The sequence below is a fragment of the Streptomyces albus subsp. chlorinus genome (assembly GCF_013302895.1).
GTDB classification, from domain to species: domain Bacteria; phylum Actinomycetota; class Actinomycetes; order Streptomycetales; family Streptomycetaceae; genus Streptomyces; species Streptomyces chlorinus.
Window position 1 is genome coordinate 4,253,193 of the sequence record NZ_VJOK01000001.1, and the last position, 25,775, is coordinate 4,278,967.

A 25,775-nucleotide genomic window follows, 5' to 3' on the forward strand; every position below is an offset into this window, starting at 1 on the left:
ACAATTGGTTTAGACCTGTCGGATCGCGCGGGGACCGGGGGACTTGTCCGCTGTGCGAGGCCCCGTACCAGGAGCGGACGCACTCCCTCATATGACCACGGAATCCGGACGAACGGCCGCGAACACCGGCCCGTCATCCCCGGTGTCCTCCGGCTCCGCCACATAGATCTGCGCCTCGCCCACATGGAAGTACATGCCGTGCAGTTCGAGCGTCCCCTCCCGCAGGCGCCGGGCCACGCACTCGTGCGCCGCCAGATGGTCCAGTTGCTGGACGATGTTCGCGAGGCAGAGGGCCTCCAACTCGTCGGCCGTCTCCCGGTCGGCGAGCCGGGGCCCTGCGACAGGCGCCGCTCCCCGGCACGCCGTGGTGCGCGCCGGGGGCCATGGGACGGGATGCCCCTCGGTTCCGGGCTCGGCTCCTGCCGCCGAGGCCGCCGGAGCTGGCGTGCGTGCGGCCGGTGCCGCGCGTGCGGCCGGTGCCGCGCGTGCGGCCGGTGCCGCGAGTGCGGCCGGCGACGCGTGGGCCCGGTACCGCTCCAGGGTGGGGCGGCCGTGCCGCAGCCAGCGGCCGAGGGAGGTGTCCGCCGGCTCGCGGCCCGCGACCGCGCTGTCGTACAGCGCCCGCATCGCGCCGCACCCCGAGTGCCCGCAGACCGTCACCGACTCGACGCGCAACACCTCGATGGCGTACTCGATCGCGGCGGCCACCGACTGGTCACCGCTCTCCCCACCCGGCGGCGGCACCAGATTGCCCACGTTGCGGACCGTGAAGAGATCACCCGGCCCGCTGGAGGTGATCATGCTGGTGACCAGCCGCGAGTCGGCGCAGGCCAGGAAGAGCTGGGAGGGACGCTGCCCCTCCTCGGCCAGCCGCGCCAGCTCGGCCCGCACGAGTGGCGCCGTCCTCAGCTGGAAGTCGCGCACCCCGCCGAGCAGTTGCCCGCGCCGGGCGGAGGGGGAAGCGCGGTGCCCCGTCCTGGTGGGGAGAGCGCGGTGCCCCGGCCTGGCGGGGAGAGCCTGCTCGGCGTCGGCTGCGGGGGTACCGGCGGTGGGAGGCGCTGCAAAGGGGTCTGGGGTAGGGCGAGCTTTGGTGAGGGGAGCTTTGGTGAGGGGAGTCCCGCTCATGGACGTTCCGGTGGGTTCTCCGGGCGCGGGCGCTTCGGTTGCGGGCGCTTTGGGCGCAGGCGCTTCGGGTTCCGGAGCTTCGTCTGCGGGTGGTGGGTGGGCTTCCTGGGGTGACGACTTCTCGTGCTTGGGTGACGACTTCTCGTGCGGGGAGGTCGTGGTGAGGGGCTTGCCTGGGCTGTCGGTTGTCGGCCGGGGGCGCTGGTGGTTGCGCCACGGCGACCATGGGCGGCGGGTGCGGGTGGCCGCGGGCTCGCTGCTCTCCTGCCCCGTGCGGCCTTTGAACACCACCTCACCGCCGGAGGCCGTGTGCGCGGCGCGCCAGTCCTCCAGTGCCTCGAACGCCGCATGGTCCATGAAGGAGCCCTCCAGCTCCACGCTCGCCCGCGCCCCCTCCGGGACCTGGGCCAGCGCCCGGCTGAGCCGGGGCACCGCGAGAAACGTCAACTGCCCCCGGACGACCACGCGAGAGACGATCGGGCCGCCGTCCCCGGAAGAGGGGCCCTGACGGGCGTCCTGGGGAAGGGCTCCCTGGGCACGGGCGCCCTTCCGGGGAGGCGCCCCGGCCGGCGCGGCGGAACCGTCCTGGAGATGGTGTGTCGTGTCCCGTACGACGGAGATCCGTGTCCGTGCCAGACGGCGCAGTGCCAGCACCACCGCGACCGCGAGTCCGAGGCCCACTCCCTCCAGCACACCGAGCAGCACGACCCCGACGGCGGTGACGCCCAGCACCACTCCCTCGCGATGACGCGCCACCGCTGCGAGGTGCCCCAGGTTCACCATGCGGAGGCCGACGACCATCACGAGCGTCCCCAGGGCGGCGAGAGGGATCAGCTCCAGCACGCCCACCAGCAGCGCGGCGGCCAGCAGCAGCCACACTCCTTGGAGCAGCCCGGCGTTCCGGCTGGCGGCACCGGCAGCGATGTTCGCGGTGCTGCGCACCGCGACTCCGGTGACGGGCAGTCCGCCGAGCGCTCCGGACACCGCGTTCGCCACGCCGTGCGCGCGCAGCTCCCGGTCCAGGTCGCTGCGCGGCACCCGGTTCTCCGCGCCGCGCGCCGCTGCCAGCTTGTCGGCGGCGACGGCGGACAGCAGCGCCTGGACGCTCGCCACCAGAGTGAGCGTCAGGACCGCCGTGGCCAGCCCGAGCACGGGGCCGTCCGGCAGTTGCGGGAGAGCGTGCGCGCGCCACGAGGGCAGATCGACGCGGGGCAGACGCATGTCGGCCGCCGCGGCGGCGCAGGTCGCCAGCCCGATGGCGACCAGCGCGGCGGGCACCTTCCCCACGACGGCCCCGAACGGCCCTCCGTGCTCCTTCAGCCGGGGCCACGCGAGCAGCACGGTGAGGGTGAGCACGCTGACGGAGAGGGCGGCGGGCTGGACCGCGAGCACTCTGCCCGGGAGCTCCAGCGCGTTGGTGAGCGGCGAGCTGTCCGGTGCGCCGCCGAACATGACGTGCGACTGGGCCAGCGCGATGGTCACGCCGATGCCGGCCAGCATGCCGTGCACCACCGCGGGGCTGACGGCGAGTGCCGAGCGGGCCACCCGGAGGTGTCCGAGGCCGAGCTGGGCGAGCCCCGCCGCGACGGTGACGGCGCAGGTGGCCTGCCAACCGTAGGTGTGGATCAGCTCCGCCGTGATCACGGTCAGCCCCGCTGCGGGACCGGTGATCTGCAGCGGTGATCCGCCGAGCCGGCCGCAGACCAGCCCGCCCACCACGCCTGCCACCAGCCCCGCCTGGAGCGGTGCGCCCGCGGCGAGCGCGATGCCGAGGGAGAGCGGCAGCGCGATCAGAAAGACGGTGACGGAGGCGGAGAGGTCGGCCGACCAGCGCTTCGCCGTCGTGTGCCCGGCCGTCCGGCGCAGAGTTGGCCGGCGCCGTGGTGACCGGGGCTGACCTGCGGCGGGGCGCTCCGGGCTGTCGGCGGCACCGCCGCGGACAGGTGTGGGGTGGGACATCGCGCCTCCTCTCGGTGTGGGCGGGCAAGGGCGCTCACGTCTCTGCGTGATCTTCTGGTTACTCCCAAGCGGAAGTAAATGGAATGTAATGCCAAGTAAAGCCTTGGTGAAGCGCGGGGTGGTGTCTGGCGGTCCGGGTTCCGTCCATCGAGTGAACGGTGCCGATAAGGCCGCTTGTCTTACTTGTCTTATTAACGTCTCGTGTCACTTTTGTCCGCATGGCGACGCCGGTCCCGCCCGGTGACCGACGAGACAAGGCGAGAGGACGAGGTGAGCCGATGGCAGCCACGCGAAGACGACCCGCTCTCACCACCGCGGTCCTGGCGGCGCTGGCGCTGTCCCTGGCTGCCGCGGGATGCTCCGGCGACGACACCGGGAGTCTGGGGGGCGCGCCGGACGGCGCGCCCAACGGCGGTCCGCAAGGCGAGGTCAGGCTCCTGGGCGACGGCTCGACCTCGCTGACGGGCCGGCAGCCTCTCCAGCCCACGCCCCGGAAGCTGAGGCCGGGTCAGAAGCCGCCGCAGTTCGTGGTCTTCTCGTGGGACGGCGCCGGCGAGGACGAGAAGCGGCTCTTCTCCCGCTTCCGCAAGGCTGGCAAGAAGTACGGCGCGGCCCAGACCTACTTCCTCAGCGGCATCTACACGCTGCCGGAGGACAAGGCGAAACGTTACGCCCCGCCCGGCCGCGCCCCGGGCGCCTCCGACATCGGCTTCCTCAGGGACAAGAACGTACGTGCCACGCTCAAGCAGGTCCGCAAGGCGTGGCTGGAGGGCAGCGAGATCGGTACCCACTTCAACGGCCACTTCTGCGGGCCGGGCGGGGTGGACTCCTGGTCCGTCCGGCAGTGGAAGAGCGAGATCAGGCAGGCACGCTGGTTCGTCGAGCACTGGAAGACCACCACCGGCTGGCGGGAGGCCGAGGCGCTGCCGTTCGACTACAGCCGGGAACTGGTGGGCGGTCGCACCCCCTGTCTCGAAGGTCAGGAGAACCTCCTCAAGGCAGCGCGCCAGATGGGCTTCCGGTACGACTCCAGCGGCAACGGCACGCAGGTGTGGCCGGGCAAGCGGCACGGACTGTGGGACCTGCCGCTTCAGCAGGTCCCCGTTCCCGGCCGCCAGTTCGAGACCCTCTCGATGGACTACAACTTCCTCGCCAACCAGTCCGGAACGGTTGACGGGGCGGTCGAGAAGCGGCCGGTGTGGGAGGCGCAGATGCGCGACGGGCTCCTGCAGGGCTTCGAGCGCGCCTACCACGGCAACCGGGCACCGATGATCATCGGTAACCACTTCGAGGACTGGAACGGCGGCATCTACATGGACGCCGTCGAGGACGTCATGAAGACGGTCTGCCCGAAGAAGGGTGTCCGCTGCGTCTCGTTCCGCCAGCTTGTCGACTGGCTGGACGCGCAGGACCCGCGCGTGCTCGCCCAACTGCGCACCCTGGAGATCGGGGAGCGGCCCGAGGGCGGCTGGCGCTCGTTCCTGGCCAGGGAGGCGAGAGGCACGAAGGACGCCAAGAACGTCGAGCACACCGGGGAGAGGTGAGGAGGGCAGGGCCCTGAGGGCGGCCCCGGCGCCGGGACGCCGGGAGGCCGGGACGCGGGGTGCCAGGGCGTGACCGTAGGGGATCGGCCGGCGCGGTCCTCCTTCCCCGGTGCGGACCTCCTTCCGGCTCACGGGGATGCGGCCGTGCCGGCCTGGAGCGGTGGAGGTCCGCGCTCTCGGCCCGCCTCAGGCCGGCTGCGGTGCGGTGGCCCGGGCGGGCTCCGGGACAGAGGTTCCGTGGGCCTCGCTCAGCACGAAAGAGGGATCGACCTGGGCGGCGAGGTCGACACCCGTTCTGGCGTTGCCCCAGCTCTCCGCGTTGCGCAGGTGGAAGTGCACCATCTGGCGGGTGTAGCGCTCCCAGTCACGCTTCTCGTACACCGCGTCGGCCGCCTCGTGGAGGGTCGCCAGGGCGCGGGCGTCCACCTCTTCGAGCTGCGCGAAGGGGCGCGGCCTGCCCTTCTCCATGGCGCGGACCCAATCCGAGTGGCCGACCGTCACCAGGAGGTCCTCGCCGGCTTCCTGGCGCAGGAAGTCGAGGTCGTCCTCGTTCTGCACCTTGTTGCCGACCACCTTCAGCGGTACGCCGAAGTCCCGTGCGTACTCCTTGTACTGGCGGTACACCGAGACTCCCTTGCGGGTCGGTTCGGCGACCAGGAAGGTCATGTCGAAGCGGGTGAACATGCCGGAGGCGAACGAGTCGCTGCCCGCCGTCATGTCGACGACCACGTACTCCTCGCGCCCGTCAACCAGATGGTTCAAGAACAGCTCCACCGCACCCGTCTTCGAGTGGTAGCAGGCGACGCCGAGGTCCGACTCGGTGAACGGGCCGGTGGCCAGCAGCCGGATGTCCACACCGTCCAGTGCCACTGTTCGTGCGCACGCGTCGTAAACCGGGTTGTCTTCCTGCAGGCGGAGCAGTCGCGAACCCCCGCCGGGGGGCGTCGTCTTGATCATCGACTCGGCGGAGGTGATCCGCGGGTTGCTGCCGCGCAGGTAGTCCTTGATGAGCGGCAGATGTGCCCCCATCGCGGGCAGTGCGGCCGCCTCCTCGTCGTCCAGACCGAGTGCCGCACCGAGGTGCTGGTTGATGTCGGCGTCGACGGCGACGACGGGTGTGCCGTGGGCCGCGAGGTGGCGGACGAACAGCGAGGACAGCGTCGTCTTGCCGCTGCCGCCCTTTCCTACGAAAGCGATCTTCATGTTCAATAGCGTAAGGCTGTGCGGACAGTGGCTGTGCAGGCGCGAGTGAAGAAGACCACTCGATCGTGGGGTTGGGCCGCTCGGCCGGGTGCGTAGGGTCGTACGCATGAGTAGCACCGCAGGCTCCAACGGACGCGCCGCGGCGTCCGCGGCTCCCGCAGCCGACCCGCTCGCCCCCCTCGCCGCACTGCCGGGCGTGCCCGACGCCGTGGAAGCTGTGCGCGCCTCGGTGGACCGGGTCTACGGGCACCGGATCATGCGCCGTCGCAGCAGTGAGGTCAGCGCGGAGGCCGCACTGCGCGGCGCGCGCGCCTCTGCCGCCGTCGAAGGCGCCGACTGGGCGCTGGAGGAGGTGCGCCGCCGCAGCGACTTCGGCACCGAGGCCGAGGCCCGGACGGTTGGTGCGGCTCTGCGGGTGACGGCCGAGGCCGGACAGCTGCTCGACATCTGGCAGCAGTCGCCGCTGCGCGTCCTGGCGCGGTTGCACCTGGTGGCCGCGTCCGGAGCGGCCCCCGACGACACCGTCGGGCGCCCGCGCCGCCCCGGTGAGCCGGTGCGGGGACCCGAACTCGGCCTGGAGCTGCCCGGCGCCGACGAGGTCGCGGCCCGGCTGGACGGCTTGGCCCAGCTCGTCTCGGGTGGTACCTCCGCACCCGCGCTGGTCACGGCGGCGGTGGTGCACGGCGAGCTGCAGGTGCTGCGCCCGTTCGGCTCGTGCAACGGGCTGGTCGCCCGCGCGGCTGAGCGCGTCGTCCTGGTGGGCAGTGGCCTCGACCCGAAGGCCATCTGCCCGGCCGAGGTGGGCTACGCGGAACTGGGCCGCGAGGCCTACCGCAAGGCGCTGGCGGGGTACGCCGCCGGAACGCCTGAGGGGATGACCGAGTGGATCGCGCACTGCGGACGCGCCGTCGAGCTGGGTGTACGCGAGAGCACTGCGGTCTGCGAGGCACTCCAGCGCGGAGCGGCCTGAAAGAGCCTCCGACGGGGATCGTGAGCGTTTCTGGAGAGGGAACTGCGGGTGGGCCCCTGCAGAGGGTTCCGGTCCTTCCCGGACGGAACGGTGTGGTCGCCGGGGCCGGCGGGACTGTGCTCGCTGTTGTGTGGTGCCGGACGCGCGGGCTGGATGTGAGGGCTGGAGGCGCTCAGCGCTCCTGCCCGTTTGATACCTGCTTGAGGTGAAAAGTAAAGATCTGCGCCCAGGGCTTCCGTTCGACTGCCTGCGGGGGTACAAAGGAGTCAACGGCCCGCGAGACCAGCGGCATCCGAGAGGATCCCGTCACGCAAGGCCCACGGACCGGATGCATGAACACCGGGCACCCACGCGACGCACAGCCCGCGATGGGCAGGTCCCACCAGGGAAGGGCAAAGTTCCCGCCCTGATGTCCGGACACACAGGTGAAGCACGCACTGGTAACCCGGTGGACATGCCAGCGGTGGCGCCGCCCTCAGGCGGAGCCACCGCATTTCTGTGCCTGGGGCGTTGTTTCGCAGTTTTCGCCGGGGGGAGGCTGACCGGCCTCAGGGGAGGGTGCCGGAGCCTCCAGGGCTCGGGTGTCTCAGAAGAGGCGGAAGCGCGACGGCGTGCGCGGTCGGCGGCGGTTGTTGAACCAGACGAGTCCCGCCGTCGCGGCCGCCGCCCCCATGGCGACTGCCGTGAACGCGAGTGCGGGACGGGACGGCATGGACAGCGAGGGGATGCGCTGCTTGAGACGGACGGGCCGGGAGAACGTCAGGACGGGCCAGTCGCGCGCGAGCGCCTCCTTGCGCAGTGCCCGGTCCGGGTTGACGGCGTGCGGGTGCCCGACGGCCTCCAGCATCGGCAGGTCCGTGGCGGAGTCGCTGTAGGCGTAGCAGCGCTCCAGGTCGTATCCCTCGGAGCCGGCCAGCTCCCGGATGGCCTCGGCCTTGGTGGGGCCGTACGCGTAGTACTCGATCTCCCCCGTGAAGCGGCCGTCCTCGACGACCATCCGGGTGGCCACGACGCGGTCGGCGCCGATCATCCGGCCGATCGGCTCGACGACCTCCGCGCCCGAGGTCGAGACGATGACCACATCCCGGCCGGCCAGGTGGTGCTTCTCGATCAGCGAGGCGGCCTCGTCGTAGATGATGGGGTCGATCAGGTCGTGGATGGTCTCGGCCACGATCTCCCTGACCTGCTCGACGTCCCAGCCCCGGGCGAGCGCGGAGAGGTATTCGCGCATCCGCTCCATCTGGTCGTGGTCGGCGCCGCCGAGGAGATATACGAACTGCGCGTAAGCGGTCCGCAGCACAGCGCGGCGATTGATCAAGCCACCCTGATAGAAGGACTTGCCGAAGGTGAGCGTGCTCGACTTCGCAATGACCGTCTTGTCCAGATCGAAGAAGGCGGCGGTGCGGGGCATCGCGAGATTTTCCACGCCACTGAGCATAGGCGCCCACCATTCGGCGTAAGCTGGGGCGCGTGGGTTTGCCTGAGAAGGCTCTCGGGTACACCATGGAAGTCACGGATCGTTCGCGACCGTGCTAACCCGGCCCGACTCCTCCCCCCCCGAGTCGGCCGTGGAGACGACCCCCGCTCTCCCCCCCGGCGGGGGTCGTCGCATGTCCGGGGGCATTTTCCCGCCCCGGCCCGCATCGGCCGGGGCTTTTTCGATCTTCAGGGACCGGACGCGGTGATTCCTCCGACCTGTAACCGAGTGTAATCGAAGCGCTGCTCTCCGGAAGTCACTGGTTTGGGTGAGCGAGTTATTCACATCCCCTGGGTTGTCCACAGTTTTCGACCATGATCCACAAGTTTTTCCGGTTCGCAGCACCGTGAATCCCGTCGGCGTCCGCAGCCGTTTGCGGACGCGAGTGCCCAACGGACGGGGAGGCCGGGACCATGGCCGAAAACATTCTGATTGTCACCGAGGACGCAGAACTCCTCGATGACCTACTGCGACTGTGCGCGGCGGCGGGGACGGCGGAGCCCCAGGTCGCACACGGCGGACCCACCTGTGAGGCGGGGTGGGCGGCCTGGAGCGGCGCCACGGCCTGGGAGCGGGCACCCCTGGTGCTCGTCGGGGACGACTGCGCCGCCGCCTCCGGCTTCGGCGACCCCACCGGCGCCTCCCGATCGCCCGGGGCTTCCGGGCCGCCGAGCCCCTCCGGTCTCCCCGGCGCCACCGTGTCTTCCGGGTATGCCGTCTCCTCCGGAGCAGGGGCGGCCTGGTCCGGAAGGGCCGGGGCGGGAGCGGTGCCGCGCCGTCCCGGAGTGCTGCTTGTAGGGCGCGACTGGGACGACCCGGGCGTGTGGGAGCGCGGAGTCCGGGTCGGGGCCGAGAGCGTGGTGCTGCTGCCCGATGCGGAGAGCTGGCTCACAGGCCGCATCGCGGACGCCGTGGAGGGCGTCGGCCCCGCCGCGCTGACGATCGGAGTGATCGGGGGGCGCGGCGGCGCCGGAGCCTCCACCCTGGCCTGCGCGCTGGCGGTCACCGCGGCTCTCGCAGGCGAGCGGACCATGCTCATCGACGCCGATCCGCTCGGCGGCGGGCTGGATGTGCTGCTCGGCGCGGAGCGGACGGATGGGCTGCGCTGGCCCGACCTCGCCCAGTCCCGGGGCCGCGTCGGCGGCACCGCCCTGGCCGAAGCGCTGCCCCTCGCCCACGGCCTGCGCGTGCTGAGCTGGGACCGAGGTGACTCCGGGCCGGTGCCCGCCGAGGCGATGCGCTCCGTGCTCTCCGCTGCCCGGCGGCACGGAGGCGTGGTCGTCGTCGACCTGCCCCGGCAAGTGGATGAGACCGTCGCCGAGGCCCTCGTCCAGCTCGATCTCGGGCTCGCCGTCGTCCCCGCCGAACTGCGCGCGGTCGCCGCGGCACACCGGGTGGCCGGACGGACGCAGATGGCGGTCCCGGACCTGCGCGCGGTGGTGCGCACGCCGGGCGGTCCCCACGGGGAGCGCGCCTACGGGGCCGGACTGGACGACACGGAAGTCGCCCGCCTGCTCGGACTGCCACTGGCCGGAGAGCTGCCCTGGGAGCGGGGACTGCTGGAGGGCATCGACCGGGGTGTACCGCCCGGCCTGGCCAAGGACGGCGCTCTCGCCCGTTTCTGCGGAATGTTCTGGGAGCGGGCCCTCAGCGGGGGAGGGGTCGCGGCATGAGCGTCCACAGCGCCCGCAGCGGCCACGACACCGCCGGTGCCCGGTATACCGCCAGTACCCGGCATACCGTCGGGGGCGGCTCCCTTCCTTCCCTCGACACCCCTGGCCCTTCCCGCACCCGCGACGGCGCGCGGACCGGTCCGGAGGAAACTCCTGGGGCAGCCGTGCCGGGGACACCGTCCGCCGACGGCGCGGAGGCGGGCACCCGGCTGCTGGACTCGGTGCGGCGCAGTCTCGCCGAGACGGGGGCCGAACCCACCCCCGCGCGGGTGGCGGCCGTGCTGCGCTCCCAAGGGCGGCTGATGGGGGACAGCGCCGTACTCGGAGTCGTCGAGTTGCTGCGCTCCGAGCTCGTGGGCGCGGGCCCGCTGGAACCCCTGCTCGCGGACCCCGAGGTCACGGACGTACTCGTGACCGGCCCCGACCGGGTGTGGATCGACCGGGGGCGCGGACTCCAGCGCACCGGGGTGCGGTTCCGTGACGCCGCCGCGGTACGCAGGCTGGCACAGCGCCTGGCCACCTCGGCGGGCCGCCGCCTCGACGACGCCCGCCCCTGGGTGGACGCCCGGCTTCCCGACGGCACGCGGCTGCACGCGGTCCTGCCGCCGGTTGCTGTCGGCTCGACCTGCCTGTCCCTGCGGGTCGTCCGCCCGCGCGCGTTCGGCCTCGAAGAACTGGTCGCCGCCGGAACGGTGCCGCCGGGCGGGGAGCGGCTGCTGCGGGCCGTGCTGGACGCGCGTCTCTCGTTCGTCGTCAGCGGCGGCACCGGTTCGGGCAAGACGACCCTCCTGTCCACGCTGCTGGGGCTGGTCGGCCACGACGAGCGCATCGTGCTGGCGGAGGACTCCGCCGAGCTGCGTCCCGACCACCCGCACGTCGTCCGGCTGGAGGCGCGCCCGGCCAACCAGGAGGGCGTGGGTCGGGTGGAACTGCGCGACCTGGTACGGCAGGCGCTGCGGATGCGTCCGGACAGGCTCGTCGTCGGAGAGGTGCGCGGAGCCGAGGTGACGGATCTGCTGGCCGCGCTGAACACCGGTCATGAGGGCGGCTGCGGCACCGTGCACGCCAACGCCGCCGGCGACGTCCCGGCCCGGCTGGAGGCCCTGGGAACGACAGCCGGGCTCGACCGCGCGGCCCTCCACAGCCAGTTGGCAGCCGCGCTGGACGTGATCGTGCATCTCGTAAGGGGACGCGACGGGCGGCGCCGCATCGCACAGATCCACGTCCTGGACCGCGATGCGGCGGGCCTGGTGACGACCGTGCCGGCGGCTGTGTGGAACGGCGCGGACGGTGGACGAAGCGGCCGGGCGGCGGAAGGCGGGTTCGTCCGCGAACGCGGATGGGACCAGCTGCGCCGACTGTGCCTGCGGAGGTACCTCGGTGATGCCGACGGCCTTCCGGCCGCCGCCCGGCGGGGGTTGGGTGCGGCGGAGGCGAAGCCGGACGCGTACTCGGCGGCGCACGGCGGAGGACAGCAGACTGCGGGCTCTCCCGCCGGGAGTACGCGATGACGGTGACCGGGATGATCGGCCAGGAAGCGGCCGGTTCGCAGCCGGCGGCCACGTACGCGGGGTACGCCGCGATGGTCTGTGCGGGAGCCGCGGCCTGGCTGATGACAGGTGGGCACGGCGGGCCGCGCCGGGCCCGGTTGCTGCTCGCCGGTGGCGGAGAGGCCGCTGCCCGGTGGTTCCCCGTCGAACCGCCCGAGTGGCTGAGGAAGCGCGCCGTGGTGGTGCGGCGCCGCGTGCGGGAGCGGATGGGGCACGCCGGGTGGTGCCTGCCCGCCGGCCTTCTCGTCGCTCTGCTGGGACGTTCGTGGATCCCTCTCGTGGCCGGCCTGGTGGCGGTACCTCTCGTACGGGGGCGGCTCCTGCGGAGGGACGCCGACCGCGCGGCACGGGAGCGGGAGGCGGCCGTGATCGACCTCTGTGCGGCCGTGGCGGGGGAGTTGCGCGCCGGGAGACAGCCGGACGGGGCACTCCTGGCACTCGACCGGGCAGTGCTGCGGCGCTTCGGAGACGCGGGCGCGGCGGTACTGGCGGCGGCGCGGTTCGGCGGCGATGTGCCCGCCGCGCTGCGCAGGGCCGCCGAATTGCGCGGTGCCGACGGACTGGCCGGTGCCGCGGCCTGCTGGCGGGTGGCGGTGGACGGCGGTGCGGGGCTCGCCGAGGGGCTGGAGCGGGTGGCCGAGTCCCTGCGGGCCCGCCGGGAACAGCGGGAGGAGCTGAAGGCCCAACTGGCGGGCCCGCGCTCCACCGCGCTGGTACTCGCACTGCTGCCGGTCTTCGGCCTGGTGCTGGGCAGCGCCATGGAGGCAGCCCCACTGGAGATCCTCCTGCACACCCCTGCCGGGTTCGCCTGCCTGGTGGCCGGGCTGCTCCTGGAGTGGGCGGGGCTGGCCTGGGTCGCCCGGATCGTGCGCTCGGCGGAGGGCGGGAGCCGGTCCCTGACGGGACGCGCGACCCGGTCGGAGCCGGCACGGAACGCCGGTGGAACCGCGGCTCGCGTGCGGCCGGCGACTCCTGCGGTGCCCGTGGCAACGGTGCCCCGCGAGCCGAGCGGATCGAGGTGAGTGCCGAGATGGCCGGGGCGTGGGGGGAAGTTGTCCCCAGGGTGTGGATGTGGCTGGTGGCGGCCGTGGCGGTGCTGGCGGCGGCCGGATGCGTGGCCGGCGGGGAAGTTGTCCCCAGGGTGTGGATGTGGCTGGTGGCGGCCGTGGCGGTGCTGGCGGCGGCCGGATGCGTGGCCGGCCTCGCCGGCGAGACGCGTCGCGAAGGCCGTACCCGGCGGCGGCTGCGGCTCCTGTGCGGCAGTGGACCGCGCGGGTCGGAAGCGTCCGGGACGGCGGCACGCGAGCTGCCCGGAGCGGCACGTGAGCGGTTCGGGTCAGCACATGGGCAGTTCGGGACGACAGCGCTCGGGGCGGCGGCACCCGGCCCGTCCGGGGCGGGACCGGGGCCGTCCAATTCGGGAGGTGAGCGGTTCGGGGCGGACTGGAGAGAGGGGGAGCGGCACGGTGCCGCCCCGGGTGCGCTCTCGCAGTTGCGGGCGAGGGCCGTATGCAAGTGGGAGGTGACGATACGGCGGAGGCAGGTGCGGGAGGGGTTCGGTGCGGCGGCTGCCGCCGTTGTGGGGGTCGTGCTGATCGGCGGCCCGGCAGGGTGGCTGGTGGGCGGTGCTGCCGCATGGGGCATGTGGCGGTGGCTGCGGCGCAGGCCCCAACCCGATGACGCGCAGTCTGCTGAGGAGCGGTCGGCCGAGGCCCAACTCCCCCTGGCGGCGGATCTCATGGCGGCCTGCCTGGCGGCCGGTGCCGGACCGGAGCATGCGGCCGAGGCGGTTGGGAGTTCGATGGGCGGACCGCTGGGAGAGCGGCTGGTCCGCGCGGCGACGGAGCTGCGCCTGGGGGCTGAACCGGCGTTGGTGTGGGGGCGCTTCGCGGAGCGGCCCTGGGGAGTGGAGTTCGCCCGGTGCATGGAACGGGCCGAGGTGGCCGGCGTCCCGGCCGTGGAGTCGGTGACCCGGCTCGCGGCCGAGCTGCGCCGTCGCTGGACCCGGGCCGCCAACGGCCGGGCGAGACGGGCGGCGGTGCTGGTCACCGGTCCGCTGGGGCTCTGCTTCCTGCCCGCGTTCCTGGTGGTCGGCGTGGCGCCGGTGCTGCTGGGGATCGCCCGGTCGCTGTGGTGACCAGCCGAGGACAGTCGGGCGGCGTGTCCGGGGAGGCGGGCACCGGGTGACGACAAACAGAAGCCAGTGACGAGGAAGACGCAGGAAAAGTCGGAAGACGCAGGACAAGGCGAGGGAGAACGTGCGGTGTTGACGAGGATGCGGCAGCTGTGGGCGAGGGCGTGCGCGGCGCGGAGGCCGAGCGGGGACAGGGGGATGAGTACGGCGGAGTACGCCATCGGCACGCTGGCGGCGGTCGCACTGGCGGCCGTGCTCTACAAGGTGGTCAACAGCGGCCCGGTGGGTCACCAGATGCAGCAGCTCATCGAGCGGGCTCTCCGTGGGTCGTTCTGAGGCCGGCCCCGATCGGGCACGCGGCACGCCCGCTCGCGGAGGGCGCCCGCGGCGGACGGACTGGAGCGCGGGCTATGTCACCGCTGAGGCCGCCGTGGTGATCCCGGCGCTCGTGTTGCTGGTGGCGGGGCTGCTGTGGGGGCTGATGGCAGCGGTGGCACGGATCCAGTGCGTGGACGCGGCCAGGGCCGGAGCGCGTGCGGCGGCACGCGGGGAACCCGCCGACGGGGTGGCGCGCGCCGTCCGGTCGGCGGCGCCGCCCAGGGCCCGGCTGCACGTGACGAGAGAGGGAGATCTGGTGCGGGTCGCCGTACGGGCACGGACGGTGGGGCCGGGCCCGCTGACGGTGGAACTGCGGTCCGAGGCAGTGGCGCTGGACGAGGCGGCGGCCACGGAGGACGGGGCTCCGGGAGACGGGTCGGTGTCCACGGAGGACGAGGTTCCCGAGGAGGGGGTGGCGGACACGGAGAACGGGGCGATGCCTGCCGGGGGCGGGGCGGCGGCCGGGGGCCCGGAGCCGGCGCCCGGCAAGGAGTCCCGCCCCGCCACGGATGGTGCCGGGGGAGGTCGCACATGAGAGGGGGCGAGGTGCGGGCCAGGCGGCGGAAGAGCGGGATGAACGGGAGCGCAAGGGCGCGGCGGAGAGGGAGCCGGGTGCGGGCGGGGCTCAGTGATGACCGGGGTTCGGCGTCCGTGTGGGCGGCGCTGAGCGCGGTGGTGCTGTGCGGGGTGTTCGCAGCGGTGCTCGGGTTCGGCCATGCGGTCCACGTCCGTCACCGGGCCGGAGCCGCCGCCGACCTGGCGGCGCTCGCGGCGGCCGACCGGGCCCTGGACGGCCGGACTCGCGCCTGCGCGGTCGCACGCCGAGTGGCCCAGGCGCAGGGGGCGAGTGTGTCCCGGTGTGCGGTCCGGGGAGAGATCGCGGACCTGGACGCGCGGGTGCGGTGGGGGCCCTACGCGTCACGGGTACGCGCCCGGGCGGGTCCCGTCGGCACGGAGGCTGCCGGAACCGTCCCCTCGGCACGAAGGCCGACCGGAGCGGGTCCCGTGGACACGGACGCTGCCGGAGCCGGAGCCGGAGCCGGGGCCGTGCCCCTCAGCACGGACGCTGTCGGCATCGATCTCATGGGAAGAGGCTCGTGGAGAGGCCTCGTCGTCCCGGGGCGGACAGGCAGGGCAGGGTCACTCGGCGGATCGCAGCAGCTCCGTGAGAAGGCGGATGGCGCCGCGTTTGTGCAACGGGTCGTTGGCGTTGCCGCACTTGGGCGACTGGATGCAGGAGGGGCAGCCCGTCTCGCACTCGCAGGCGGCGATGGCGTCACGGGTGGCGGTCAGCCACGCGCGGGCCGTGTGGAACGCCCGCTCGGCGAAGCCGGCTCCACCGGGCTGGCCGTCGTAGACGAAGACGGTGGGAAGGAGGGTGTCGGGATGCAGGGCGATGGAGACGCCGCCGATGTCCCAGCGGTCGCAGGTCGCGAAGAGCGGCAGGATGCCGATGGCGGCGTGCTCCGCGGCGTGCAACGAGCCCGCGAGGATCTCGGGGGTGATGCGGGCGGCGTCGAGCTGGTCCTCGGTGACCGTCCACCAGACGGCGCGGGTCCGCAGGGTGCGGGGCGGCAGGTCCAGCTTGGACTCGCCGAGCACCTCGCCGGTGATCAGGCGGCGGCGCAGGTAGGAGACCACCTGGTTGGTGACCTCAACAGAGCCGAAGCACAGCCGTGCCTCGCCCCAGGGCACCTCGGCCTCGGTCTCCAGCACGGCGAGGGAGGTGGTGTCGCGGGCCATGGTCGTCCAGGGAGGGCTGGCTTCCTCGACGAGCGCGGCGGAGTCCTCCAGATCGAGGTGGCGCACCACATAGGTGCGGCCCTGGTGCAGGTGGACGGCGCCCTCGTGGACGGTGGTGTGCGCGGCGGAGGCGTCCACGGTGCCGAGCAGGCGGCCGGTTCCTTCCTCGACCACCTGGACCGGCTTGCCGCCGCTGCCGCGGATGTCGGTGAGGTCGGCGGCGCGCTCCTTGCGGGTCCAGTGCCAGCCGGAGCTGCGGCGGCGGAGCAGCTTGCGCTCTTCGAGCTTGCGCAGGAGCCGCCCGGTCTCCGGCCCGAAGAGGTCGAAGTCGGACTCGGTGAGGGGGATCTCGGCTGCGGCTGCGCACAGGTGGGGCGCCTGGACGTAGGGGTTGTGGGGGTCCAGAACGGTCGACTCGACGGGGGTGTCGAAGATGGATTCGGGGTGGTGGACGAGGTAGGTGTCCAGCGGTTCGTCCCGCGCGATCAGTACGACCAGGGCGCCCTGACCCGCCCGGCCGGCGCGGCCCGCCTGCTGCCAGAGGGAGGCGCGGGTGCCGGGATAGCCGGTGATCAGGACGGCGTCCAGGCCTGAGATGTCGATGCCGAGTTCCAGGGCGTTCGTCGCGGCGAGGCCCAGCAGCTCGCCGGTGTGGAGAGCCCGTTCGAGGGCACGCCGCTCCTCGGGGAGATAGCCGCCCCGGTAGGCGGCGATGCGCGAGGAGAGCCCGCGCCGTCCGGCACCCGGCAATCCGGCACCCGGCAATCCGGCACCCGGCAAGGAAGCGCCCCTGCTCCCGGCCGCACCGCCCTCGGCCCCAGGCTCACCCCGAACCCCGGCCCCGACCGGACTCCCGGCCCCGCTCCCGCTCCCAGCCCCACTGCCGCCCCGAGCCGAACGGGCACCCCCGCCCTGAGCAGTACTGGCACCCCCGCCCTGACCCGAAGGGGCACCCTCTCCCGCCAGGAGAGCCTCCCCCGAACCCAGAGCCGCATCCGCCGAGCCCCCAGCCGCATCCGCCGAGCCCACAGCGGCGCCCGCGGAACCCAGAGCCGCATCCGCCGAGCCCACAGCGGCGCCCCCCGAACCCAAAGCCGCGCCCGCCGAACCCCCAGCCGCATCCCTCGAACCCCCAGCCGCGACCCTCGAACCCACGGCAGCATCCCCCGCCCCAAGGGCATCCCCGACTCCCAGGGCATCCCCCACCCCGTGGGCATCCGCGACCATGGTGGCGGTCTCCATGCTGCTGGCGTTCCCCGTCGCCGAGCCGCTCGGGTCGGTGGCGGTGAGTGGTCCGCGGGGGGACGGGACGCCTGTCAGGCGGTCCTGGGCGATGAGGGAGATCAGCTCGGCGCCGCGCCGGGAGCGGACGAAGGCGACGGTGCGTACTTGCTGGAGGGCCAGGTCGGTGAGGAGTTCGGCGGCCTCGGCGGTGGCGGTGCGGCGGACCGGGGCGCCGCGTTCGCCTTCCAGTTCCGTCAGCGGCGGCTCCCACAGCGCGAAGACCGTCTCGCCGCGCGGGGAGGTGTCCTCCGTGATCTCGACGGGGCGTATCCCGGTGAGCCGGGCCGCGCCTTCCCCGGGCGAGGCGGCGGTGGCGGAGGCGAGGAGGAAGACGGGCTCGGAGCCGTAGCGGGCGCACACCCGGCGCAGTCGACGCAGGACCTGGGCGACGTGGGAGCCGAAGACGCCGCGGTAGGTGTGGCACTCGTCGATGACGACATAGCGCAGGGCGCGCAGGAAGGAGGACCAGCGGGTGTGGCCGGGCAGCATGCCGCGGTGGAGCATGTCCGGATTGGTGAGGACGTAGTTGGCGTAGAGCCGTACCCACTCCCGTTCCTCGACCCGGGTGTCCCCGTCGAAGACGGCGGGCCGCACGGCCGTGCCGAGCGGGGCGGCCAGGTCCGCGACGGCGCGGCGCTGGTCCGCGGCGAGTGCCTTGGTGGGGGCGAGGTACAGGACGGTGGTGCCCCGGCCGTTGGGGGCCTCGCTGCCGTCGAGCAGGGTGCTGAGGACGGGGGCGAGGTAGGAGAGGGACTTCCCGGAGGCGGTGCCTGTGGCGATGATCACGGAATCGCCGTCGAGGGCGTGGGCGGCGGCGCGGGCCTGGTGCTCCCAGGGGCGGTCGATGCCCGCGCGGCGTACAGCTTCGATCACTTCCGGACGGATCCGCTCGGGCCATTGCGCATGGCGACCGTTTCGCGGGGGCAAGTGCTCCGTATGGGTGACACGCCCGGCGCGGTCCGCCCCCCTGGTGAGACGAGCCAGCACCTCGCGAGGGTCGCCGTGGGGAGCCGAGCGGTCGGGCTCGGCTCGCGGGCGTACGCTCGCGGACCGGGTGTGCTGTTCGTTGGCCATCGGTACCGAGTGTGTCACTGGCGAGGCGGACAATGGCCGCAAGGCGTCGTCCTCGCCTGCTGGTAAGTGATTGAATGCCTCTGCGGCTGCCGATCCGTCCCCTGCCTTTGGGGGTACCTCCCTCCGTCAGGGCAGGGGGAGGGAGAACCGAGGGGGCTGACCGCTCGATAGCAAGGTGCTGGAGGATCCGTGGACCTGTCCCTGTCGACCCGTACCGTAGGCGATCGCACGATCGTCGAGGTCGGTGGCGAGATTGATGTATACACCGCGCCCAAGCTGCGCGAGCAGCTGGTCGAGCTCGTGAACGACGGCAGCTACCACCTCGTCGTGGACATGGAGGGCGTCGACTTCCTCGACTCCACCGGGCTCGGCGTGCTCGTCGGCGGGCTCAAGCGGGTGCGCGCCCACGAGGGCTCGCTGCGTCTGGTGTGCAACCAGGAGCGCATTCTCAAGATCTTCCGGATCACCGGTCTGACGAAGGTCTTCCCGATCCACTCCTCGGTCGACGAGGCCGTGGCGGCCACTGACTGACGCGTCCGGGCCGCCGGCCCGCCCCGGTGCGGGCGGTCCGGCGGCCTGCCGCTTGACCGGTAGGCGGTCGCCGGGGCCGGCTCCCCGAGCCCCGGACGGGCCCCGCAGACACTCAGGAAGACCGAGGGGGATGGCATGGCCACCGTTGAGCTGCTCTTCAGCGCGCTCCCGGAGCATGTCCGTACGGCGCGGCTGGTGGCCGCCGCCGTGGCGCGGCGGGCCGGCGTCGACGAAGCCGTGCTCGACGAGGTGCGGCTGGCCGTCGGTGAGGCGTGCACGCGGGCCGTCGGCCTGCACATGAGTCACGGTCTGAGCACCCCGGTGCGGGTTTCCCTGATCGAGGACGAGAAGAAGTTCTCCATCGAGGTGGGGGACGACGCGCCGCACCGGCGTTTCACCCTGCCCGGCGGCACGCTCGGCGCCACCGCCTCGGCCTCCGGGGCCGCGTCGGCCTCCGCCAACGGCGGCAGGAACGGCGGCGGTCACGCGCCCGGTGGCGGGCTCATCGAGGCCGACGGCGCGCTGATGCCGGGGGCGAAGGACGAGATTCCCGAGCCGGTCGCCGAGGAGGACGAGGGCGACGGGGAGATGGGGCTCGCGGTGATCAGCGGCCTCGTGGACGACGTCGAGGTGACGACGGACGAGAACGGCGGGGTGATCCGTATGAGCTGGCCGACAGCGGAGCCCATCCTCCCCTGAACCTCCACATCCCCACCCGCCCCAACCGGTCATGTGCCCGCCGCGTACGCGGCGGGCTTTTCTGTCTTCCGGCCCCTTTTCCCGATCTTCTCTCGCGATCATCGGACGATCCACGGCGCGCTTTTTCACCGCCGCTGACCAGGTTCTAAACGGAGCTGTGCCGGTTTTCTCCGTCACTCGATAGATCACTTTTCCGGTGTCAGTTGAATTTGCACGTTCCCTCATGCGAGCGAATTACCGGCCTCGCGTGCGGCTGATCTTCGCTGTTCCCAGCGAATTCCCGCTGCTGCGCTCTGTTTTGATCCAGTGGCGCTCCCTACAATCCGTCCACATCTTTGCAGCAGGACGCCTGAGCGTGCTTGCGCGCGCCCATGTGCCAAACGTCAAGGAGGACGAATGGCGGGGCAACTCAGCCCACTACACAACCCCCAGCACCTCGCGGACGCCGCGGAACTGACCAGTGGCAACCGGGGACTCGCGATCGTGATCGCGGTTGTCGCGCTCGCAGCGCTCGGCGTCGCGTTGGTGCTGGTACGACAAGTGCTCGCCGCGGGCGAGGGCACCGACAACATGAAGAAGATCGCCTCGGCCGTGCAGGAGGGGGCGAACGCCTACCTGGCGCGGCAGCTGCGGACCCTCGGGGTGTTCGCGGTGGTCGTCTTCTTCCTGCTCATGCTGTTGCCGGCCGATGATATGAACCAGCGGATCGGCCGTTCGTTGTTCTTCCTGGTCGGTGCGGCTTTCTCGGCGGCGACCGGCTATATCGGCATGTGGCTCGCGGTACGCAGTAATGTGCGTGTGGCGGCTGCGGCGCGTGAGGCGACTCCGGTGCCGTCTCCGGCCGGTGCGGCGAAAGGCGAGCCGGGGGAGATTCCGGCCGACCTCACCGCCGTTTCCCACAAGGCCATGAAGATCGCTTTCCGCACCGGTGGCGTCGTCGGAATGTTCACCGTCGGCCTCGGGCTGCTCGGGGCCGCCTGCGTCGTGCTCGTGTACGCGGCCGACGCGCCCAAGGTGCTGGAGGGCTTCGGACTCGGCGCCGCGCTGATCGCCATGTTCATGCGTGTCGGTGGCGGGATTTTCACGAAGGCGGCGGACGTCGGCGCCGACCTCGTCGGCAAGGTCGAGCAGGGCATTCCCGAGGACGATCCGCGCAACGCCGCCACCATCGCCGACAACGTGGGCGACAACGTCGGCGACTGCGCCGGAATGGCGGCCGACCTTTTCGAGTCGTACGCGGTGACGCTGGTGGCCGCGCTGATCCTCGGCACCGCCGTCTTCGGCAACGACGGGCTGGTCTTCCCGCTGCTGGTGCCCGCCATCGGAGTGCTCACCGCCATGATCGGCGTGTTCGCGGTGGCGCCGCGCCGGTCCGACCGCAGCGGGATGTCGGCGATCAACCGGGGCTTCTTCATCTCGGCGGTGATCTCGCTGGTACTGGTCGCCATCGCCGCGTTCGCGTACCTGCCCTCGAGCTACGCGGACCTCGAAGGCGTCTCGGGCGACGACGCGCAGGAGATCCTCGGCCACAGCGGTGACCCGCGCGTCCTGGCCATCGTGGCCGTCGCCATCGGCATCGTGCTGGCCGCCGTGATCCAGCAGTTGACCGGCTACTTCACCGAGACGACCCGCAAGCCTGTGCGGGACGTCGGCAAGACCTCGCTGACGGGGCCCGCGACCGTGGTGCTCTCGGGTATCTCCCTCGGCCTGGAGTCGGCCGTCTACACCGCCCTGCTGGTCGGCCTCAGCGTCTACGGGGCCTTCCTGCTGGGCGGCGGCACGGTGATGCTGGCGCTGTTCGCCGTCGCGCTGGCCGGCACCGGCCTGCTGACCACGGTGGGGGTGATCGTCGCCATGGACACCTTCGGGCCGGTCTCCGACAACGCGCAGGGCATCGCGGAGATGTCCGGTGACGTGGAGGGCGCCGGCGCCCAGGTGCTCACCGACCTGGACGCGGTCGGCAACACCACCAAGGCGATCACCAAGGGCATCGCCATCGCCACGGCGGTGCTCGCCGCCGCCGCTTTGTTCGGCTCGTACCGCACCGAGCTGGGTGACGCGCTGGCCGAGGCCGACCAGAGCGCGGGCAAGATGCTGGAGCTGGTCGACATCGCGCAGCCCAGCACGCTGGTCGGGCTGATGTTCGGGGCCGCGGTGGTCTTCCTCTTCTCCGGGCTGGCCATCAACGCCGTCTCCCGCTCGGCCGGTTCCGTGGTCTTCGAGGTGCGGCGGCAGTTCCGCGAGAAGCCCGGGATCATGGACTACTCGGAGAAGCCCGAGTACGGCCGCGTCGTGGACATCTGCACCAAGGACGCGCTGCGCGAGCTGACCACTCCCGGGCTGCTGGCCGTGATGTCTCCCATCCTGGTGGGCTTCACCTTCGGCGTCGGCGCGCTGGCGGCTTTCCTGGCCGGCGCCATCGGGGCGGGCACGCTGATGGCGGTCTTCCTGGCGAACTCGGGCGGCGCCTGGGACAACGCCAAGAAGCTCGTGGAGGACGGCCACCACGGCGGCAAGGGCAGCGAGGCCCACGCCGCGACCGTCATCGGCGACACCGTCGGTGACCCGTTCAAGGACACCGCCGGGCCGGCGATCAACCCGCTGCTGAAGGTGATGAACCTGGTGGCGCTGCTGATCGCGCCGGCCGTGGTGAAGTTCAGCTACGGCGAGGACAAGAGCGTGGGCGCACGCGTGCTGGTCGCCGCGGTCTCCGTGGCGGTCATCGTGGGCGCCGTCTATGTCTCCAAGCGGCGCGGCATCGCCGTGGGCGAGGAGAGCGCCGAGCGGGCGGCGAAGCCTGCCGACCCGGTGGATCCGGTGCCTCCGGTGGCCGCTTCCTGACAGTACGGGCCGCCGCTGTCCGACGGTGGTCAACGACCGGGCGGGCGGGACGCGTTGGCGTCCCGCCCGCCCGTGTGTGTTTTCTCTCAACCGGGCCCTGTCATGTCGCACTCGGTCGTTGGTTCAAATGGCTGCAATAGTGGACATAGGGTTCTTCCGGCTCGCCGCCACCTCCTCCCTGGCGTGTATGTTCCGGGCCGAACAGCCATGGAAGGGACCGATCCGGTGAACAAGAAGCTCGCGGCGGTGCTGTCCGGTGGTGCCGTACTCGTACTGGCGCTGTCCGGTTGCAGCGACGACAGCGGCAAGACGGACGAGTGGGCCAAGAAGGTCTGTGACGACCTCCAGCCCCAGCACGCGAAGATCAACGAGGCCAACCAGGACATCGTCGAGGCCACGCGCACGGGCAAGTCCCCCGACGAGGTCAAGAAGGCCGACGCGGCCAGTTTCAAGAAGGTCTCCGACGCCTACAAGGCGATGGCCCGGGCGGTTCAGCAGGCGGGCGCGCCGCCGGTCGACGACGGCGAGAAGATGCGGAAGGACGCCGTCAAGGAGCTCGACACGATCTCCGGCAAGTACAACGACCTGGTGACCGCCGTCGAGAAGGTGCCCACCGGCGACACGTTCGACGAGGGCATCGACAGCGTGGCCGCCAAGCTGGCGGCGCTGGGCAAGCGGGGCGACACGGCGCTGCGCCGGCTGTCGACCGGCGAGGTCGGCCAGGCGATGGCCAAGCAGGAGAGCTGCAAGAAGACCGGCCTCACCAAGAAGGGCTCCTGACGCCCGGTCCGTGCCCGCCGGGGGCCGGCGCCCCGCGGGGCCGCTGTCCCGCCGGCTGACGGCGCGCCGGCGGGATCACCGCCTCCGGCGGCCCGGCCACGTGCCGGGACGGGGAGGGAACCAGGGAGAATGGCGCGGGTGAGTACAGACGCACTGCCCGAGCCCACGTCCGAGAGCACCCGCAGGCTGCGCGAGGCCCTGAGGGAGGCGGGGTTCACCGCCGACGGGCTTCTGGAGCTGCTCGGTGCCCCGGCCTACGCGGCGCTCGCCCGCGGCGAGACCGTCCCCGCCCTCCGCGCCACCCGGGGCACCGGTCCGCTGGAGACGCTGGTGCGGCTCTTCCTGCTCCAGCAGCCGGTCCCCTACGAGCGGGCACGGGCGGCGCTGCCGGTGGAGGGGGCGCTGACCGACCGGTGGCTGGAGCGGGTGCCGCGGCAGCCTGCCGGGGCGGCCGGGATGGGTGGGACGGCCGGAACGGCCGGGACGACTGAGAGCGCTGAGGCGGCCGGTACAGGAGGGGCGTCCAGGGCGGGGGAAGCGGCCGGGGCGGGTGGGACGGCCACGGCTGGTGAGGCGGACCAGGGCGGTGCCTCTGCCGTGCGCGCCACCGTCGATGTGCGCCCCTACAGCGGCCCCGAGGGCCAGGACTGGTGGGTCGTCAGCGATCTGGGCCGCGCCGTGGGCGGTGCCGGCGGGGCTGGCGGGCCGCAGGCCGTGCCCCGGCAGGACGTGGTCCTGGGGGTCGGCGGCGCCTCGACGACGCTGGCCGGGCTGATGGTCTCCACCCCGGTGGCGCGGGCGCTCGACCTGGGCACCGGTTCCGGCGTGCAGGCCCTGCACGCGAGCCGGTTCGCCACGCACGTCACCGCCACCGACCTCAATCCGCGGGCGCTCCGCTTCGCCCGGCTGACCCTCGCGCTGTCCGGGGCGGCCGAGCCCGACGTCCGGGAGGGCTCGCTGTTCGAGCCGGTGGCCGGCGAGGAGCCCTTCGACCTGATCGTCTCCAACCCGCCGTTCGTCATCTCGCCGGGCGCCCGCCTCACCTACCGTGACGGGGGCATGGCGGGCGACGACCTGTGCCGCACCCTCGTCCAGCAGGCGGCCCGCCACCTGGCCCCGGGCGGCTACTGCCAGCTGCTGGCCAACTGGGAGCACCGTGAGGGCGAGGACTGGCGCGACCGGGTCTCGGGGTGGGTGCCGCCGGGGTGCGACGCGTGGATCGTGCAGCGTGAGGAGCAGGACGTCACGCAGTACGCGGAGCTGTGGCTGCGGGACGCGGGGGACCACCTGAGGGACCCGGCCGGGTACGCGGCGCGGTACGACGCCTGGCTGGAGGAGTTCGCGGCGCGCGGCACCAAGGCCGTCGGGTTCGGCTGGATCACCCTGCGCCGTACCGACGCGGAGCGCCCCTCCGTGCTCGCCGAGGAGTGGCCGCACCCGGTCGAGCAGCCCCTGGGGGAGGTGATCCGCGCGCACTTCGAACGGCAGGACTTCCTGCGCCGTACGCACGACGGGGCGCTGCTGGAGCACCGTTTCCTCCTCGCGGACGAGGTCGTCCAGGAGCAGGTCGGCGCGCCGGGTGCGGAGGATCCGGAGTACGTGGTGCTGCGGCAGAACCGCGGGATGCGGCGGGCCGTCACGGTGGACACGGTCGGCGCCGGGTTCGCCGGGGTGTGCGACGGGACGCTGAGCGCGGGGCGCATCCTTGAGGCGATCGGCCAGCTGCTGGGCGAGGACCTGGCCGGGCTGCGCGAGCGGACGCCGGAGTCGATCAGGCTGCTGGTCGAACAGGGGTTCCTGACGCCGGTGCTGGACTGAGACCACTGAGATCCGGGCCGCAGGCCGGGTTCCGGTGCCTGGGAACCCGGACCGCGGGTCGGGTTCCGGTGCCGGGGCGGCCGGTGGGTCACAGCAGGTTGCGGGCCACCGTCCAGGCGACGGCGCAGGCCAGCACGGCCGCCTTGCCCCGGGTGCCCATGCGTGGCGCGTAACGCCGGCCGCGAAGCCCGTCCCACAGCCAGCGGCCGGACAGGTAGACGGCGACCGGCAGGCCGACCGTCAGCAGGGCGGCGTTGTCGTGCAGCGCCCTGGCCAGGTCGCCGTGCAGGAGGTCGTAGGCCATACGGGTGCCGCCGCAGGCCGGGCACAGCAGCCCGGTGGCCCAGTTGAACGGGCACCGCGGCAGCCAGGCGCCCGGCGTGTGCGGGTCGGTGCCCCACAGGTACCAGGCGCCGGCGAGACCCGCCGCCGCGGTGATCAGCGGTGGGGCAGCCGGATGGGAGAGGGTGGCACGGAGTCGGCCCACGGCAGCAGGGACGGTGTTTCTCGCCATGTGGCCCGTGCCTCCCCTCGTTCGCGCGACCCTCTCCCCGGGCTTGGTGCGGCGTCAGCCACGCAGGACGCGGCCGTCGCTGTCGGTGCGGCTGTCGCTGGTCAGGAAGAGGATGCCGTCGATCAGCGCCCAGATTCCCATGCCACCGCAGGTGAAGAGCTGGGCTATGCCCATGCCGACGTGGCCGGTGTAGAAGCGGCCGATGCCGAGGCTGCCGATGAAGAGCTGGAGCACACCGGCGACGATCTTCGACTTGTGGGAGAGCGGCCGCCCGTAGGGGTCGTAACCGTACGGGGCGTTCGGGTCGCCCGTGTACTGGCCGGGGACGGCGGCGCCCATCGGCTGCTGCTGCGGGTACCCGTAGCCGGGCTGGCCCGGCGGCGGGGACGGCTGGTTGTAGGGGTTCTGGCCCGGCTGCTGCGGGTAGCCGTAACCGGGCTGGTTCGGATGGGACACAAGACCTCCGAGGTCGAGCGGT

General features: G+C 72.6%; 19 protein-coding genes and 1 pseudogene. 14 read left to right on the forward strand and 6 right to left on the reverse strand.

Going from position 1 to position 25,775, the window contains the following annotated elements; all coding sequences use genetic code 11:
• Window positions 1–87: 87 nt before the first annotated feature.
• Window positions 88–3,084, reverse strand: coding sequence for a SulP family inorganic anion transporter (locus FM076_RS18555; RefSeq protein ID WP_243274561.1), 2,997 nt, complete (start codon window positions 3,082–3,084; stop codon window positions 88–90).
• 278 nt (window positions 3,085–3,362) lie between these two features.
• Between FM076_RS18555 and FM076_RS18560 the strand changes: the two genes are divergently transcribed.
• Window positions 3,363–4,628, forward strand: coding sequence for a hypothetical protein (locus tag FM076_RS18560; RefSeq protein WP_173872146.1), 1,266 nt, complete (start codon window positions 3,363–3,365; stop codon window positions 4,626–4,628).
• Between the two features lie 186 nt (window positions 4,629–4,814).
• On the opposite strand, the gene FM076_RS18565 is transcribed toward FM076_RS18560, so the two are convergent.
• The gene (locus FM076_RS18565) at window positions 4,815–5,831 is read right to left on the reverse strand and encodes an ATP-binding protein (RefSeq protein ID WP_173872147.1); all 1,017 of its coding nucleotides are present in this window, start codon (window positions 5,829–5,831) and stop codon (window positions 4,815–4,817) included.
• 106 nt (window positions 5,832–5,937) lie between these two features.
• On the opposite strand from FM076_RS18565, the gene FM076_RS18570 reads away from it, so the two are divergent.
• Window positions 5,938–6,801, forward strand: a complete 864-nt coding sequence (locus tag FM076_RS18570; protein WP_173872148.1) for an oxidoreductase — start codon at window positions 5,938–5,940, stop codon at window positions 6,799–6,801.
• A 586-nt stretch (window positions 6,802–7,387) separates the two neighbouring features.
• Here FM076_RS18570 and FM076_RS18575 read toward each other — a convergent pair.
• Window positions 7,388–8,239, reverse strand: a complete 852-nt coding sequence (locus FM076_RS18575; protein ID WP_173872149.1) for an HAD family hydrolase — start codon at window positions 8,237–8,239, stop codon at window positions 7,388–7,390.
• A 452-nt stretch (window positions 8,240–8,691) separates the two neighbouring features.
• Between FM076_RS18575 and ssd the strand changes: the two genes are divergently transcribed.
• The 7 genes and pseudogenes from ssd to FM076_RS18610 all read left to right on the forward strand — a co-directional run.
• Window positions 8,692–9,951, forward strand: a complete 1,260-nt coding sequence (ssd, locus tag FM076_RS18580) for a septum site-determining protein Ssd (protein WP_173872150.1) — start codon at window positions 8,692–8,694, stop codon at window positions 9,949–9,951.
• Complete coding sequence (locus FM076_RS18585) at window positions 9,948–11,462, forward strand: TadA family conjugal transfer-associated ATPase (RefSeq protein WP_243274562.1); 1,515 nt, start codon at window positions 9,948–9,950, stop codon at window positions 11,460–11,462. The genes ssd and FM076_RS18585 overlap by 4 nt, the downstream gene beginning before the upstream one ends.
• Before the next feature lie 11 nt (window positions 11,463–11,473).
• Complete coding sequence (locus FM076_RS18590; protein ID WP_428815160.1) at window positions 11,474–12,523, forward strand: type II secretion system F family protein; 1,050 nt, start codon at window positions 11,474–11,476, stop codon at window positions 12,521–12,523.
• Between the two features lie 8 nt (window positions 12,524–12,531).
• Window positions 12,532–13,638: a type II secretion system F family protein gene (locus FM076_RS18595; protein WP_243274563.1), complete on the forward strand. Its 1,107-nt coding sequence runs from the start codon at window positions 12,532–12,534 to the stop codon at window positions 13,636–13,638.
• Window positions 13,639–13,776: 138 nt separating this feature from the next.
• Window positions 13,777–13,971 (forward strand): DUF4244 domain-containing protein, encoded by a 195-nt coding sequence (locus tag FM076_RS18600; RefSeq protein ID WP_173874846.1) that lies wholly within the window; start codon window positions 13,777–13,779, stop codon window positions 13,969–13,971.
• Window positions 13,972–14,068: 97 nt separating this feature from the next.
• Window positions 14,069–14,548 carry a TadE family type IV pilus minor pilin gene (locus FM076_RS35020; protein ID WP_428814917.1) on the forward strand — a complete coding sequence of 160 codons (480 nt, stop codon included), beginning with the start codon at window positions 14,069–14,071 and terminating at the stop codon, window positions 14,546–14,548.
• Window positions 14,549–14,586: 38 nt separating this feature from the next.
• Window positions 14,587–14,946 (forward strand): annotated as a pseudogene (locus FM076_RS18610) (Rv3654c family TadE-like protein); the annotation flags it as partial.
• Window positions 14,947–15,153: 207 nt separating this feature from the next.
• On the opposite strand, the gene FM076_RS18615 reads toward FM076_RS18610, so the two are convergent.
• Entirely contained in the window at window positions 15,154–17,913 is a 2,760-nt protein-coding gene (locus FM076_RS18615; RefSeq protein WP_173872153.1) for a DEAD/DEAH box helicase, read from the reverse strand.
• Window positions 17,914–18,303: 390 nt separating this feature from the next.
• On the opposite strand from FM076_RS18615, the gene bldG reads away from it, so the two are divergent.
• The 5 genes from bldG (at window position 18,304) to FM076_RS18645 (ending at window position 24,783) form a co-directional block, all read left to right on the forward strand.
• Window positions 18,304–18,645, forward strand: coding sequence for an anti-sigma factor antagonist BldG (gene bldG, locus FM076_RS18620; protein WP_016473000.1), 342 nt, complete (start codon window positions 18,304–18,306; stop codon window positions 18,643–18,645).
• A 135-nt stretch (window positions 18,646–18,780) separates the two neighbouring features.
• Window positions 18,781–19,344: an ATP-binding protein gene (locus tag FM076_RS18625; RefSeq protein ID WP_173872154.1), complete on the forward strand. Its 564-nt coding sequence runs from the start codon at window positions 18,781–18,783 to the stop codon at window positions 19,342–19,344.
• Window positions 19,345–19,740: 396 nt separating this feature from the next.
• Window positions 19,741–22,185: a sodium-translocating pyrophosphatase gene (locus FM076_RS18630; protein ID WP_173872155.1), complete on the forward strand. Its 2,445-nt coding sequence runs from the start codon at window positions 19,741–19,743 to the stop codon at window positions 22,183–22,185.
• A gap of 225 nt (window positions 22,186–22,410) precedes the next feature.
• Entirely contained in the window at window positions 22,411–22,965 is a 555-nt protein-coding gene (locus tag FM076_RS18635; protein WP_345945088.1) for a small secreted protein, read from the forward strand.
• A gap of 129 nt (window positions 22,966–23,094) precedes the next feature.
• On the forward strand, window positions 23,095–24,783 hold the full coding sequence (locus tag FM076_RS18645; protein ID WP_428814918.1) for a DUF7059 domain-containing protein: 1,689 nt from the start codon (window positions 23,095–23,097) through the stop codon (window positions 24,781–24,783).
• Between the two features lie 88 nt (window positions 24,784–24,871).
• Here FM076_RS18645 and FM076_RS18650 read toward each other — a convergent pair whose 3' ends face one another.
• Window positions 24,872–25,297, reverse strand: coding sequence for a DUF2752 domain-containing protein (locus tag FM076_RS18650; protein WP_173872157.1), 426 nt, complete (start codon window positions 25,295–25,297; stop codon window positions 24,872–24,874).
• 54 nt (window positions 25,298–25,351) lie between these two features.
• Window positions 25,352–25,753 carry a TM2 domain-containing protein gene (locus FM076_RS18655; protein WP_345945090.1) on the reverse strand — a complete coding sequence of 134 codons (402 nt, stop codon included), beginning with the start codon at window positions 25,751–25,753 and terminating at the stop codon, window positions 25,352–25,354.
• Window positions 25,754–25,775 lie beyond the last annotated feature (22 nt).